Genomic DNA, 14,383 nt, shown 5'->3' with positions numbered 1-14,383 from the left:
CAATCATCAGAAAAGATATTATCATGAAAAAAATACTTTTAAATTTCGGCATCTTCGGGTTACTCGTGTCTGTTATGACAGGATGTCATGACCTGGACGTACCTGTGACGACTTCGCTTACGCCAGATATTTTTCCGCAGAACTCAACTCAATTTATTCAGGCTTCTGGTCCGGCTTATACGGCTCTCCGCGGGAACTTCTCACTCGATTACTGGTTTATGCAGTCGTTGAGTACAGATGAGGCTATTTTACCTGCCAGAGGTGGAAACTGGTATGATAACCAAAATTATCAGATGCTGCATTATCATAGCTGGACTAAAGATCATGGTTGGACAAATGGCTGCTGGAACTGGTTATCTACAACGATCGGAGCAACCAATCAGGCATTGTCAATCCTGAATCTAACGATTCCTGCCGGTACCGCTAAGCAAACCAATTTAGCGGAATTGAAAATGGTAAGAGCGCTTAGCTATTACATGATGATGGATTTGTACGGAAATGTGCCGATAGATACCACATACGGTGATTTTTCTCCGCACCCGAATTTGCCAAGAGCTGATGTTTTTAAATTTATTGAGAAAGAAGTCAAAGAAGCTTTGCCATATTTGAGCCGTGCTTCGGGAATAACTACTTATGGGAGAGCCAATAAATACACTGCTTTTGCATTACTGGCAAAAATGTATGTAAATGCTGAATATTATACCGGAACACAACGCAATAATGATTGTATCGCAGCCTGTGATAGTGTGATCAATTCAGGATTATATTCTCTGGAGCCAAGAAGCTCTTATCTCCAGATGTTTTATCCGAACAATGGCCCTCAGATGAAGGAATTTATCTTTGCTATTCCTTATGACCCTGCTGCCACTTCTGCTTACGGACTAAATGGATTTATGTATCATGCGCGTTATGATGTTCCGCGTTCGGCCACAAAGAAATTCGGTTTACCTTTTACGCCAAGTGCACCTGAAAGTACTTTACCGGAGTTTTATGCCAATTTCAATGACCCGAATGATATCAGAAATAAACAATGGCTTACCGGATTACTGTTCATGAATGATGGAGTAACTCCTGTTACTGTTACTACTACTAAAAAAGGTTATGACCAGACTTATACTGGTTCTGACGGATCAGCCACTTATACTTATCAGGTGAACCTGACGCCCGATATTGTGTTGAGACAGGATGCTACTGCATTTGACTGTGGTAATGATGAAATAGCTTGGAATATGGGTTACAGAAACATCAAATTCTATCCTGATAATACTTCAACGAACAGAAACCAGAATAACGACGTTCCTGTTTTCCGTTATTCTGACATTATTTTGATGAAAGCTGAGGCTATTTTGAGAGGTGGTTCACCAACTATGGGACATACAGCCTTATCATTGACAAATCTTTTGAGATCAAACAGAACAACCTCCCCAAGTCTGACAACACTTTCACTGGATGATTTGTATCAGGAAAGAAACCGTGAATTTGCTTCTGAGACCTGGCACAGAAATGACATGATTCGTTTTGGTAAATACGAAGGAAGCTGGGGCTTTAAAAAAGACTCAAACCCGAACCGCAGAATTTTCCCTATCCCAACTTCTGCCTTGACGGTAAACTCCGCCTTGAAGCAAAACCTGGGATACTGATAATTTTTTGAGGTGTCAGAAGTATAATGTGTTTATGCTCTGATATTTATATTCATAGGATAATTTGGTTAGATTCCACCTGGCACTCGTCAGGTGGAATTTTTTGTAATCACAGGTATATGGGTTAGATGTAACCACATAGGAACATAGGGCACATAGGTAGGTTAGATGTAACCACATAGGAACAAAGGGCACATAGGTAGATAGGAACATCGGGCACATAGGTAGGTTAGTGATCGCATAGAGATGGTGGACACATAAGGCACATGGTTTATATTTTTAATTAAAATTTTGCCTCTTTTTTGTTTTTTCCTGAAACTTAAAACGGTCAGACCTTGCTTCTCTTGTCTGATAATTATAACTTATCTTATCAGAATAAATAATTCCTCAGACAAAATTTAACATATTAAATCCTGAATTTTATGGAAACAAAAGTAATTGGGGTGATTGGGGCAGGGTCTATCGGAACGGCCTTCACTAAACAGGCATTAAAAGCGGGTTATCAGGTAATATTAAGCAATAGCAGAGGGCCGGAATCTTTGGCTGGCATAATTTCAGAACTGGGAAGTGGCGTTTCTGCGGGAAAAGCAGAAGATGCTGTAAAAGCTGATGTGGTGGTACTTTCTGTGAAATGGGGGAATGTTGCAGATGTATTGAAAAATGTCCCAGCCTGGAAAGGTCAGATTCTGATTGATACCGCTAATGCAGTTGTTGCTGTTGGTGAGCAGTATCAGCATGCTGATTTAGGAGGAAAACCTTCGAGCGAAGTTGTTTCAGAACTTGCTCCCGGAGCACGTGTCGTAAAAGCTTTTAATACGCTTACTCCTGAATTGTTGTCTTCTGATCCTCATGTTTCAGGAGGAAACAGGGTTTTATTCATGTCAGGAAACGATGCAGAAGCTAAAGCAGAAGTATTGAAAATAATGAAAAATATGGGCTTCTCAGGTGTGGATCTGGGATCATTGGAAACAGGTGGAAAATTACAGCAATTCCCCGGTGGCTCAATTCCTGGTCTTAATCTTATTAAATTACCATAGAAATTTCAGAAAGATCCGGGGAATTTTCAACCCCGGATCTTTTACAGCCACGAATGCTTTCGGCAGTTTTAAAGAAGTGCTTCCCAGAGAATCTCTACCGGATGCAGAGCCGTTCTGCCTGTTCCATCCTTAATCTGATGCCGGCAGCTTGTTCCGTTGGCAGCGATAATTGTTTCAGCAGCTTGTTTCCGGATGGTTGGAAATAAGACTAATTCACCGATTTTCATAGAAGTTTCATAATGCTCTTCCTCAAAACCGAAAGATCCGGCCATACCGCAACAGCCTGAAGGAATCAGTTGCACTTCATAATTATCCGGAACCGAAAGCATCTTTTTGGTAGTCGTCAGATTAGAAAGTGCTTTTTGATGACAATGTCCATGCAATTTGATTAGTTTCTTCTCCGTAGTGAAATTCTCTTTCCTGATTCTCTTCTCATCAATTTCGGCCGCAATAAACTCATCGATAAGAAAAGTCTGTCTGGCAATCCTTTTGGCATCTTCCTTCATTGAGGCTGGGACCAAGTCAAGATATTCATCTCTTAAAGTCAGAATGGCAGAAGGCTCAATCCCGATAATTGGTCTGTCATTTGGTATCGAATCCGACAATAACTGTACATTTTTGATCGCTATTTTTTGTGCTTCTCTGACAAGTCCTTTTGAAAGATATGTTCTGCCGCTTTCAAGATGATTTGGTATAACTACTTCATAACCGAGCTTTGAAAGAAGTTTTATGGCTTTTTGGCCGATTTCAGCATCATTGAAATTGGTAAATTCATCACAGAACAAATATACAATACCTTTATCTGAGGAATTGTCTCTGTTTTTCCTGAAATAATCTTTTGCCCAGGCTTTCAGGGTCTGGCTGGCAAGTTTCGGAATTTCTCTTTCCTGAGCGAAGCCCAGTATTTTTTTGGTCAGTTTTTCTGTTACGGGATTACTGATGACAAAATTGTAAAGCCCCGGGAAATGAGAAGCCAGTTCCTGAGATCTGGTGAAGTTTCCAATCATTTTTGTCCGGAATGGTACGCCGTTCGCATCGTAATAATGCTGAAGAAATTCCCCTTTCATCTTTGCAATATCCACGCTTGAAGGGCATTCGGATTTGCAGCCTTTGCAGGAAAGGCACAAGTCCATAACTTCCTTAATTTCAGGGTGATCAAACTTGTTTTCTTTGGTTGAATTGGTTAAAAACTGACGAAGGATATTGGCTCTGGCTCTTGTCGTATCTTTTTCCTGTCGGGTAGCCATATAACTTGGGCACATTGTACCGCCGGTTAATTCTGTCTTTCTGCAATCTCCTGATCCTGAGCATTTTTCTGAAAGTCTTAGGATACCTTCCTGTTCTGAAAAATCAAAAATTGTTTCCGTTTTGTCAATTCGTTTTTCCGCCTCATACCTCAGTGATTCATTCATTGGCGGAGTATTCGTAATTTTCCCGGAATTGAAAATATTCTGAGGATCGAAGATCCTTTTTACTTCATGAAGCAGTGCAAAGTTCTCCGGCCCGATCATAAATTCAATAAATTCTCCCCGAAGTCTTCCGTCACCATGTTCTCCGCTTAATGAGCCATTGTAAGTCTTTACGAGTGCGGCAGTTTCCTTAAGCACTGTTCGGAAGAGATTTTTACCTTCCGTGGTTTTAAGGTTAATCATTGGTTCCACATGCAGCTCTCCGGCTCCTGCATGCGCATAATATGAGGCATTTAAGCTATGTTTTTTGAGAAGTACTTCTAAATCGGCAATATATTGTGGTAAATCCTGCGGATCAACAGCACAATCCTCGATTAAATTAACAGGCTGAGTATCTCCAGGAAGATTTCTGATTAATCCGAGTCCGGCTTTTCTTACATCCCAGGCAGGTTTTGTCTGTTCAGCCCAAACAACAGGATGCGCATATCCAAGTCCTGCATTTTTTAAGTCTGCAATAAAACTATCTGTCATTGATTTCAGATCAGAGAGCGTTTCTGACATAAATTCAACCATGAGGATAGCTTTCGGATCGCCTTCTATGAAAAAGCGGTTTTTTTCATATTCATGATGACCGATTGTAAAATCTAAAATGTATTTATCCACCAGCTCGGAAGCTGTAGGTTTATGAGCAAGAGCAACCAGATTGGCTTTTAAGGATTCATCAATGCTATTGCAATGAACACAGACAAGTGCTGCTTCTTTTGGAGGAAGCGGGAGCAGATTTAACTTTACTTCAGTAATAAAAGCAAGTGTTCCTTCCGAACCTGCCAGCAATTTACAGAAATTAAAAGGTATCTCGTTTTCGGTAAAAGGCTGATTATCGATGAGCATATCCAGTGCATACCCGGTATTTCTTCTTTTGATCGACTTTTTCGGAAAGCCCTGAACAATGTTTTCCTGGTTAAATGGATTATGGAGAATTTTATGTATTTCCCGATAAATATTACCTTCCAGGTTATTTTGAGAGGCTTTTGCATAAAATTCATTCCTGTCAAGATTCCTGAAAATGGCTTCTGTACCATCTGAAAGCAATACAGACGCTTCCAAAAGATGGTCGCGCGTGCAACCCCAGACGATAGAATGAAGGCCACAGGAATTATTACCCACCATTCCGCCGATCATCGCTCTGGAAGAAGTGGAGGTTTCGGGCCCGAACATCAATCCGTATTCTCTGAGTTTTACGTTTAAATCATCCCTGATTACTCCGGGTTGAACTCTTACCCATTTTTCCTCGGTATTGACTTCAAGGATTTTGTCGAAATATTTAGAAATATCCACTACCAGTCCTGCTCCGACAACCTGTCCGGCTAACGAAGTGCCTGCCGCTCTCGGAATAAGAGAAAGTTTTTGTTCCCGGGCGAACCGGATCAGTGCTTTGAGATCTTCATTGGTTTTAGGAATCGCTACTGCAACAGGTTTTTCCTGATAAACGGAAGCGTCAGTAGAGTAAAGTAATTTCTGTGAATTGTGAAGGGGGGTATGATTGAAAAAAAGCGCTCCTGAAAAATTTTCCTGTAAGTTAATGAAGTCCGCAGTGCTGAGTTTTTGTGGCATATTTTTATAAAAATTAACAGGTAAAATTAATGAATCGTTTCCAGTCTTCATGCTATTTTGCCACTTAAATATGTCATACCTGAGTTCAATCAATATATACTTTGAATAAAATGCAATAAGAAATACTTTTACTTTACGGGAAGTATAATTCAGCCACTAAACAATTTGCTATTTCAATATCAGCCACGTTTGAAATTAACGCATTTAAAAAAAGACCTTTAAATAAAATTAATTATATGAAATTCCTTCGACAGATTTTTGAAAGTTTCAGGTTCGCCTGGCAGGCTCTGCATTCCAATGTTCTACGGACTACACTTTCTCTTTTAGGAGTAACTATAGGGATCTTTGCAATTGTAGCGGTTTTCACAGCCGTGGATTCTCTGAATAAAAATATCAGAGATCAGATAGATTCATTTGGGAAAGGAGTTCTTTACGTAGGTAAATGGCCCTGGCTTATGGGGAATAATTATCCCTGGTGGAAATATGTGAACAGACCGAATATGAAATATTCTGAATTCAAATATTTGCAGGAAAATCTTGAAAATGCAAAACATGTGGCAATTATCGACGGCCGAGGAAGTGTAACTTACAGTCATGGAAATAACAGTATCGATGCCAGACTGACGGGATGCAGTTTTGAATACAATAAAATTTCAGAATTTTCTATTCAGCAGGGCCGGTATTTTGTTCCGGTAGAAACAGAAAGTTCTTCCTATTCAGCAATTATCGGTGCTAAAATAGCTGAAACAATCTTTCCGAATGGCAACGCTATCGGGCAGACAATCAAAATAAAAGGAATTAAATTTGTAGTAATCGGGGTGCTGGAAAAGAAGGGGACAGATGGAATAACCCTGGGAGGCTCTCCGGACGAAAATGCGTTTATTCCTTATACCACTTTTGCCAATATTTTTCAGAAAGATCAGCCGGAGCCGGATGTAGCGGTGAAAGCATATGACTGGGATGTTAAACAGGAAGCGCTGGAGGGAGAAATTGAGGGTCTGATGAGAAGCCGAAGAAGTTTAAAACCTTCTCAGGAAGATAATTTTGCTGTGAATCGTGCGGATGGAATTAATCAGTTTTTCGACGGAATATTTGCCACACTCAATATGGCCGGAGCATTGATTGCAGGCTTTTCATTATTGGTTGGAGGTTTTGGAATTGCTAATATTATGTTCGTTTCAGTGAAAGAAAGAACCAATATTATAGGAATACAGAAGTCTCTCGGTGCAAAGAATTATTTTATATTATTCCAGTTTTTGTTTGAGGCCGTATTTTTAAGTCTGATAGGAGGGTTGGTTGGTATTTTCCTGGTCTGGCTTATTACAATCATCCCGCAGGACGCACTGACTATGATATTGTCGTACAGTAATATCACAAAAGGATTGTTTATTTCAAGTATAATAGGAATGTTATCGGGAATTATTCCGGCATTGGTAGCTGCCAGATTAGATCCGGTTATTGCTATTCGTTCTAAATAATGAGGGATTTCATCTCAAACACAAAAGACTTTGCAGAGCATTCCGCAAAGTCTTTTGTGTTTATCAGTATTATGGAAGATTTATTAACATTTTATGCCTGAAAATGTTTGAATCAGATTGATTAAGCATATTTAAATTAAAAAGTATGCGCTTTTTCAGCTAAATTCCTATTTTTGCTCAGGTTCCTATTATCAATAATATTAATCACGAAACCGAAACCTTTTGAACTAATGGCTTTCAACGACAAACTTTCAGTTGCCCGGCAAGCAACTTCGCGATTTTTTCGCAGACTATTTTTCGGAATAATTATACTTTCTGTACTTGGACTTATTCTTTCCTACGTCCTGACCAAAATTTCTTATTCTGAAGGAGAGCGGGCAGGAACAGTTTCCAAGTTTTCAAAGAGAGGGTATTTTATAAAAACGTATGAGGGAGAATTGAATGTTGGTGCGCAGGGGCAGGTTGGGAATATGCAGAACAATCTATGGGATTTTACGGTAGCTGATGCTGATGCAGATGTAGCAAAAGTTCTGCAGGATGCACTTCTGACCGGAAAAAGAATCAGAGTACATTATGAACAGAGGTATCTGAAGTTTTCCTGGATGGGAGATACAGAGTATTTTGTAACAAAAGTTGATGAGGCTCCATAAGAATTATATATGCTCTTCGATTACCGGTGTTCAGATAATCGAAGAGCATAAGTCATAATTACAGACTCAGGGTTGAAAGAACATTATTCATGTTTCTTACAGCATCTGCAGATTTTGAGAATAATGCCTGTTCTTCTTCATTGAGTTTATAATCAATGATTTTCTCCCAGCCGGTTTTTCCTAAAACAACCGGAACACCCATACAGATATCAGATTGTCCGTATTCGCCTTCCAGTAAAACCGAGCAAGGAATTACTCTTTTCTCATCACGGATAATTGATTCTACCACAGCTGCACTTGCTGCTCCCGGAGCATACCAGGCAGAAGTTCCTAAAAGTCCGGTCAGAGTAGCTCCGCCAACCATTGTATCAGCAGCCACCTTATCTAAAGTTGCAGCGTCAAGATAATTCGTTACCGGTGTACCATTCCAGGTTGCTAAACGCTTCAAAGGAATCATGGTAGTATCGCCATGTCCGCCGATTACACTTGCATGCAAGTCGTTAGGAGAAACATTCATAGCAAGAGACAGATAGCATTTGAAACGGGCAGAATCAAGCGCACCACCCATACCAATGATTCTGTTTTTTGGAAGACCAGACGCTTTTAGAGCCAGATAAGTCATGGTATCCATAGGATTGGAAACAATTACAAAAATTGCATCTGGAGAATATTTCAGAATATTATCAACAACCGATTTTACAATACCGGCATTTACACCAATTAATTCTTCACGGGTCATACCGGGTTTACGGGGAAGGCCAGAGGTAATGACAACAACATTAGAATTAGCAGTTCTTGAATAATCGTTGGTAACACCGGTTAATTTTGTATCCCAGCCCAGCAAAGCAGCCGTTTGAAACATGTCTAAAGCTTTACCTTCTGCAAAACCTTCTTTAATGTCTAATAGAACTACTTCAGCAGCCAATTCCTTGCGGGCAATATTATCGGCAGTAGTCGCACCTACCGCACCAGCTCCAACAACAGTTATTTTCATGAGAATGTAAATTGTTTAGTTATAAAATAAAGTAAATGTACTAAGACAAATTTTAAAGAAAAACTTCTTGGGTGTACAAAAAGTGCAATAAAATAAATAAATTTCAATAAATATTATATCGGCTCGTTTTTATTATGTCCTGCAAAAGTATTATATTTAAGTAATGACAAAATGCATTTTACCATATTTCCGGCATATTTACAGCAGTTTTTTTGCTAAGATATTATACATAAAAATATGACCGTTTTTGAATCAGGATGAAATTAAAATTGTTATAATATTTTAAACTTTTTCAAGTATTTATTATCCCAAATTAACCAATGCCTCAGGAAGATTTAGTTTCAAAAGTATTAAATTCGGTTTTTTTTCGCCGGGCTACTCACAGAGCAGGTAAGTATGCTGGCGGAAGTTTAGCAACTTTACAGCTTCTCAAGGAAGTTATCGTAAAAGCACGTAACGCCGCGAGCCGAGACAATAAACAAGTGGGTCAGGTTTTACTCGAAAAACTGACATTATTAGGAAGAATGGTAAAAGCCTATGTCTCGGGAGATTACAGAATTGTACCCTGGCAGACCATTGTTAAGATTATTGCAGTATTAATTTATTTTGTTTCACCAATTGATTTAATTCCGGATGTTTTGCCGGCAATTGGCTTGACGGATGACCTTGCTTTGATACTCTGGCTTTTTAATGCTTTGTCCGGAGATATCAGAGATTTTGAATTATGGGAAAAAACGAAGGCCGAATTGGTGGAAACAACCATAAATTTGGACTAAGTTTATGAGAAAATTTAAATTTCTTAGAGCTTAATTCGTAATTCTTAATTGTATCAAGTATTTTTACAAAAAATTTAACGCATAAGAAAATGGAACTTACTTCAGTCTTATTATTTTTGAATGGCCTAGGTGGAAGCGAATTATTGTTGATCGGTATGGCTATCTTATTGTTCTTTGGTGGCAAAAAATTGCCGGAATTAATGAAAGGTCTTGGAAAAGGTATCAAAGAATTTAAGGATGCTCAAAAAGACGTTCAGGAACAAATTACTAAAGGCTTAGACGACACTAAATAATGCACTGCATTTTGTGTTTTTGCATAGTTGAGGTATAATTTTACCTCGACTATGCTTTTGTTGTTTATAGGGGAGAAACCATTTTACCCGAAATCCCCTTTCGGAATTCTACTACTTTCCGGATAAAATGCTGAATACATTTGCCCGTAAAAATTAAAATTTATTTGTTGCTTTGAAAAACTACTCAACTCTCCGGGAAATCCAGAAAGACCTCCTTGCAGGAACAATAACCTGCCGCCAGCTTGTCGAATTTTACCTTAAAAATATTGATGAAAAGAATTTGAAGCTCAATGCTTTTGTCTCGGTTTATGCAGAAGAATCTTTGCAGAAAGCAGATGAGGTGGATCTTAAAATTAAGTCAGGGAATTATGGGAAACTCGCAGGAATGGTTCTGGGCATCAAGGATTTACTTTGTTATAAAGATCATCCGGTAAGTGCCGGGAGTAAAATACTGGACGGTTTTGAAGCCCAGTTTAATGGTACTGCCGTTCAGAGAGTTCTGGATGAAGATGCAATCATTATCGGGCGCCAGAACTGTGATGAATTCGGAATGGGGTCAACCAATGAAAATTCGAACTTTGGCCCTGTTTTAAATGCAGTAGGGGACCATCGGGTAGCAGGCGGTTCATCAGGAGGCTCAGCGGTTGCTGTACAGGCAGATATGTGTCTTGCCTCGCTGGGAACAGATACTGGTGGTTCTGTCAGAATGCCTGCCGGTTTTTGCGGATTGGTCGGACTAAAACCGACCTATTCAAGGGTATCCCGCTGGGGACTGATTGCTTATGCTTCGTCGTTTGACTGTATCGGTCCGATTACGAAATCCGTTGAAGATTCTGCGATTTTACTTGAAGTGATTGCCGGTTCGGATGAACAGGATAGTACGGTTTCAACGAAAGAAGTAGAGGCATATTCGGAGCTTGTGCCTGAGAAAAAAAGCTATAAAATTGCTTACCTGCGGGAAGCGGTGGAAAGTGAAGGTTTACAGCCTGAGGTAAAGGCTGCTACAATTGCAAAGCTGGATTTTCTTAAAAGCCAGGGACATACAGTTGAAGCTGTTGATTTTCCGCTGATTAAGCATTTTCTGCCGACTTATTACATCCTGACAACTGCGGAATCGAGCTCAAATCTTTCCCGTTTTGACGGAGTGAAATATGGTTTCAGAGCGGCCAATTCAAAGGAATTGATCACTATGTACAAAAAGACACGTTCTGAAGCATTCAGAAATGAAACACGCAGAAGAATAATGCTTGGTACTTTTGTATTGAGTGCGAGTTATTATGATGCCTACTATACTAAAGCACAGAAAGTAAGGCGTTTAGTAAAAGAATATACGGATTCTCTGCTGGAAAATTATGATTTTCTGGTTTGCCCGACTACGCCGACTACAGCTTACAAAATAGGCGAAAAAACGGCTGATCCGATTCAAATGTATTTAGGTGATTTATTCACGGTACAGGCGAATGTAGTAGGATTGCCTGCCATTTCTATTCCGAACGGAGAAGATAATGAAGGTATGCCGATAGGCTTTCAGATTATGGCAGGAGCTTTTCAGGAAAAAGAATTATTAGCCTTCTCAAACGCCATTCTGGTTTAAGCGAAGAAAATATGGTGAAAGGATCAGGATTTTGGTTATACTGAGATCATTTTCCTTTCCGTTTAGTCTCTTTTTAATCCATTATAAAAAAAATTAGAATAGTCTAAATTGCTGATTGATAATAAAATACGATTTTTCTGAAATAAAATTTCGTTTTTGAACTCAATTTCGTAATATTGTACTAAACTCACACGCCATTATACAATAATCCCTAAGTTTATTTGTTTTTGAATAAAAAAACTAAATATTTCGTTATACTTGGTGGAAGAGAGTTTTATGTATAAAGTCTTATTATAACCACAAAATTTCTCAATGATATCCGGTTCTCCGGCTAAGTTTAAGATTTTGTGAATACCCTAATAAATAGATGAGATTCACCCTTGCGAAAGCATTTAGCCTTGGGATTTTGTGTTGGACAGGCGATGTAGCTACGGCTCAAATAACATCTTCACAACCACAGAATTCCGTCACGATTTCTAGTCAGCCGCAAGCGGCCGATACAGCTATTGTAATTACCAATCCTTCCATAAATGATCCGAAACCAGCTGTGGCAGAACCAGCCTGGTTGATTGATCCGAGTATTGTCCAACCCAGATTACAGGCACTTCAGAAAGAAATTCAGCTTACTTATAATTCCGTTACGCATCAATTCGTAGAATATTTCGCTTATCGGAAACCATCATTTACCAAAACGATGATGGAACGTAAAGATCTTTATTTTCCGCTTTATGAGAAATACCTGAAGAAATACGGTTTACCGGATGAGTTAAAATATTTATCCCTTATCGAATCCGGACTAAATCCTAAAGCTATTTCAAGAGCAGGAGCGGGAGGTTTATGGCAATTTATGCCAAAAACAGCTAGAATTGACTTCGGTTTAAGAATCGATGAATACGTTGACGAACGTTTTGACCCTGAGAGAGCAACAGAGGCGGCTTGCCGTTATATGAAACAGCTTTACAATATTTTCGGAGACTGGCAGTTGGTTTTAGCATCTTATAATACCGGACCGGGGAATGTCCGCCGGGCAATCAGACGTTGTAGCGGTGGTCAGACTTTCTGGGATATTTACAATTGTCTTCCAAGAGAAACCCGAGGTTATGTTCCTCAGTATATCGGAATTATTTATATGATGAATCACGGAGCAGATCATGATATTGCTCCTGAGATGCTGGAAACAGCTATTCCAAATGATACAATTCTGGTAAACGGATTCCTTGACATAGATAAACTGGCTTCTTTGAGTAATATCAACCTTGAAAATATTCAAAAACTGAATCCACATATTTTAACGCACATTCTTCCGGGTTCTACGAGGAACTTCCCTTTAAGATTACCAAGAGAAGAAATGGCTTATCTCGTTGCCAATCGTAAAACAGTATTTGACTCACTTTCCAAGGTTTCGCCTTCTGTTATAGAACAACTTGCTCCGGCTCCGGAAGTAATGGTGGCAAGTAACAGCAACGGACCTATTCTGACTGAGGAGGAAACCAAAAAAGGAAAGGTAACAGTTGAGGAAGATATTGAGGATGTTGTTATCAATAAAAAGCCTAAGAAAAAAGTATATGTTGTGAGGAGAGGCGATAATCTAACCTCAATTGCTTCTAAATATGATGTTGATGTATATGATATTAAAGTCTGGAATCATTTGCGTAAGTCAACACTTCATGCAGGAGATAAACTGGTGATCTTCAAAGAAGTAGCGGTTACCAGTTCTGTTAAATATGCTAAAGCATCCAATGTTGAGAGAGAATCAGTTCATAAAGGAAAAGCCCGTTTCCATTTTGTTCAGGAAGGAGATACACTTTGGAACATTTCACAGCGTTATGGCGGACTTTCAATAGATAAAATTAAAAAACTCAATGGTATCAAAGGCAATGTGGTAAAAGCCGGAATGAAAATCAGAGTTTCATAAAATCAATAAAATTGAAGATAAGTCCGCATCGCTTTTTAGTTATGCGGACTTTTTGATTATTTTTGAATTGGAAATATTCGTGAAATGCCTTTTTGATAAGTAAAAATAAGAAATAGCTTTATGAATTACTTTTTATGTAATAGCAGCCTATTAATTCACGTTAAAGTTCTGGTGAAGAAATCCAAACAGCCCTTTTAAATTTATACCTTACTCTTTAAAGTTAAATATGATTGCCTATATAGACGGAAAACTAACCTACAAAGACCCTGCCTACGTGATTATTGATGTGAATGGTGTAGGCTATGAGATTAAAATTTCACTTCAGACCTATTCAGCCCTTCAGGATGGTAACGAACGTTGCCGCTTATATACCTTTCTGAGTATCCGTGAAGATGCCCATGTACTTTTTGGTTTTAAGGATACTGATGAAAAAGCGTTGTTTCTGGACCTTTTAAGTGTTTCAGGAATCGGCCCTAATACCGCATTAGTAATGCTTTCGTCCTTGTCATCTGCTGAAATCAGACATGCAATTGTTAATGAAGATGTGCGTACAATTCAGAGTATTAAAGGAATCGGAGCAAAAACAGCTCAAAGAGCCATTATTGAATTGAAAGATAAATTCCGTAAAGAACAAATGCTGGGTGGAAGCAGTCATTCAATTGTTCTGACCAAAAACTCTGCCGTTCGCAATGAAGCACTGGCAGCTTTGGTTACGCTTGGTATTCCTAAAAATGTGGCAGAAAAGAGCATTGATGCCATATTGAAGAAGGAAGGCGAGGACCTGACTGTTGAGCAATTAATTAAGCTGGCTCTTCGATGACAGATAAATTCCGGAAAAACAACAGATTTTACAGTAAATGGAGGATTTCCGGAAATTTAAAAAAAATCAGTTCGTAAAAATATTGGCAAGGTTTTAGACGTTTGGTTAGATGGAAGTTTTTGACAAATGAAAGTTTAACCTTAGATTCTCCGCGCCGGATATA

Annotated in this window: 11 protein-coding genes; 9 read left to right on the top strand and 2 right to left on the bottom strand. The window is 39.0% G+C overall.

All coding sequences use genetic code 11. The features are described from left to right. Positions 1-23 precede the first annotated feature (23 nt). Positions 24-1,640 carry a RagB/SusD family nutrient uptake outer membrane protein gene (locus BM179_RS10230; RefSeq protein WP_092016318.1) on the top strand — a complete coding sequence of 539 codons (1,617 nt, stop codon included), beginning with the start codon at positions 24-26 and terminating at the stop codon, positions 1,638-1,640. 422 nt (positions 1,641-2,062) lie between these two features. After that, positions 2,063-2,677: an NADPH-dependent F420 reductase gene (locus BM179_RS10225; RefSeq protein WP_092016315.1), complete on the top strand. Its 615-nt coding sequence runs from the start codon at positions 2,063-2,065 to the stop codon at positions 2,675-2,677. Between the two features lie 68 nt (positions 2,678-2,745). Here the strand turns inward: BM179_RS10225 and BM179_RS10220 are convergent, their stop codons facing one another. Continuing rightward, the gene (locus tag BM179_RS10220) at positions 2,746-5,700 is read right to left on the bottom strand and encodes an FAD-binding and (Fe-S)-binding domain-containing protein (RefSeq protein WP_092017035.1); all 2,955 of its coding nucleotides are present in this window, start codon (positions 5,698-5,700) and stop codon (positions 2,746-2,748) included. 236 nt (positions 5,701-5,936) lie between these two features. On the opposite strand from BM179_RS10220, the gene BM179_RS10215 reads away from it, so the two are divergent. Further along, complete coding sequence (locus BM179_RS10215; RefSeq protein WP_092016312.1) at positions 5,937-7,178, top strand: ABC transporter permease; 1,242 nt, start codon at positions 5,937-5,939, stop codon at positions 7,176-7,178. A gap of 230 nt (positions 7,179-7,408) precedes the next feature. Then, on the top strand, positions 7,409-7,828 hold the full coding sequence (locus BM179_RS10210; RefSeq protein ID WP_092016309.1) for a DUF8785 domain-containing protein: 420 nt from the start codon (positions 7,409-7,411) through the stop codon (positions 7,826-7,828). A gap of 58 nt (positions 7,829-7,886) precedes the next feature. Here BM179_RS10210 and mdh read toward each other — a convergent pair whose 3' ends face one another. Next, a complete protein-coding gene (gene mdh / locus BM179_RS10205; RefSeq protein ID WP_092016306.1) occupies positions 7,887-8,822 on the bottom strand; it encodes a malate dehydrogenase in 936 nt (311 codons plus the stop codon). 320 nt (positions 8,823-9,142) lie between these two features. On the opposite strand from mdh, the gene BM179_RS10200 reads away from it, so the two are divergent. From BM179_RS10200 to ruvA, 5 genes are all read left to right on the top strand, one after another. Beyond that, positions 9,143-9,598 carry a YkvA family protein gene (locus tag BM179_RS10200; protein ID WP_092016303.1) on the top strand — a complete coding sequence of 152 codons (456 nt, stop codon included), beginning with the start codon at positions 9,143-9,145 and terminating at the stop codon, positions 9,596-9,598. A gap of 89 nt (positions 9,599-9,687) precedes the next feature. Next, positions 9,688-9,891, top strand: coding sequence for a Sec-independent protein translocase subunit TatA/TatB (locus tag BM179_RS10195; protein WP_092016300.1), 204 nt, complete (start codon positions 9,688-9,690; stop codon positions 9,889-9,891). 172 nt (positions 9,892-10,063) lie between these two features. Further along, on the top strand, positions 10,064-11,485 hold the full coding sequence (gatA, locus tag BM179_RS10190; RefSeq protein ID WP_092016298.1) for an Asp-tRNA(Asn)/Glu-tRNA(Gln) amidotransferase subunit GatA: 1,422 nt from the start codon (positions 10,064-10,066) through the stop codon (positions 11,483-11,485). Between the two features lie 367 nt (positions 11,486-11,852). After that, positions 11,853-13,400 (top strand): lytic transglycosylase domain-containing protein, encoded by a 1,548-nt coding sequence (locus BM179_RS10185; protein WP_092016295.1) that lies wholly within the window; start codon positions 11,853-11,855, stop codon positions 13,398-13,400. Positions 13,401-13,626: 226 nt separating this feature from the next. Further along, positions 13,627-14,220, top strand: coding sequence for a Holliday junction branch migration protein RuvA (gene ruvA / locus BM179_RS10180; protein ID WP_092016292.1), 594 nt, complete (start codon positions 13,627-13,629; stop codon positions 14,218-14,220). Positions 14,221-14,383 lie beyond the last annotated feature (163 nt).

The sequence above is a fragment of the Pseudarcicella hirudinis genome, assembly GCF_900115665.1.
Taxonomy (GTDB): Bacteria; Bacteroidota; Bacteroidia; order Cytophagales; family Spirosomataceae; genus Pseudarcicella; species Pseudarcicella hirudinis.
The sequence above is the reverse complement of the archived record's forward strand: the minus strand, read 5'-3'. Positions and strand labels throughout refer to the sequence as shown.

What these genes read in the sequence shown, in the direction of transcription:
- BM179_RS10230 (WP_092016318.1), top strand. Translation starts at nt 24, where the DNA reads ATGAAAAAAATACTTTTAAATTTCGGCATCTTCGGGTTACTCGTGTCT.
- BM179_RS10225 (WP_092016315.1), top strand. Translation starts at nt 2,063, where the DNA reads ATGGAAACAAAAGTAATTGGGGTGATTGGGGCAGGGTCTATCGGAACG.
- BM179_RS10220 (WP_092017035.1), bottom strand. Translation starts at nt 5,700, where the DNA reads ATGCCACAAAAACTCAGCACTGCGGACTTCATTAACTTACAGGAAAAT.
- BM179_RS10215 (WP_092016312.1), top strand. Translation starts at nt 5,937, where the DNA reads ATGAAATTCCTTCGACAGATTTTTGAAAGTTTCAGGTTCGCCTGGCAG.
- BM179_RS10210 (WP_092016309.1), top strand. Translation starts at nt 7,409, where the DNA reads ATGGCTTTCAACGACAAACTTTCAGTTGCCCGGCAAGCAACTTCGCGA.
- mdh (WP_092016306.1), bottom strand. Translation starts at nt 8,822, where the DNA reads ATGAAAATAACTGTTGTTGGAGCTGGTGCGGTAGGTGCGACTACTGCC.
- BM179_RS10200 (WP_092016303.1), top strand. Translation starts at nt 9,143, where the DNA reads ATGCCTCAGGAAGATTTAGTTTCAAAAGTATTAAATTCGGTTTTTTTT.
- BM179_RS10195 (WP_092016300.1), top strand. Translation starts at nt 9,688, where the DNA reads ATGGAACTTACTTCAGTCTTATTATTTTTGAATGGCCTAGGTGGAAGC.
- BM179_RS10185 (WP_092016295.1), top strand. Translation starts at nt 11,853, where the DNA reads ATGAGATTCACCCTTGCGAAAGCATTTAGCCTTGGGATTTTGTGTTGG.
- ruvA (WP_092016292.1), top strand. Translation starts at nt 13,627, where the DNA reads ATGATTGCCTATATAGACGGAAAACTAACCTACAAAGACCCTGCCTAC.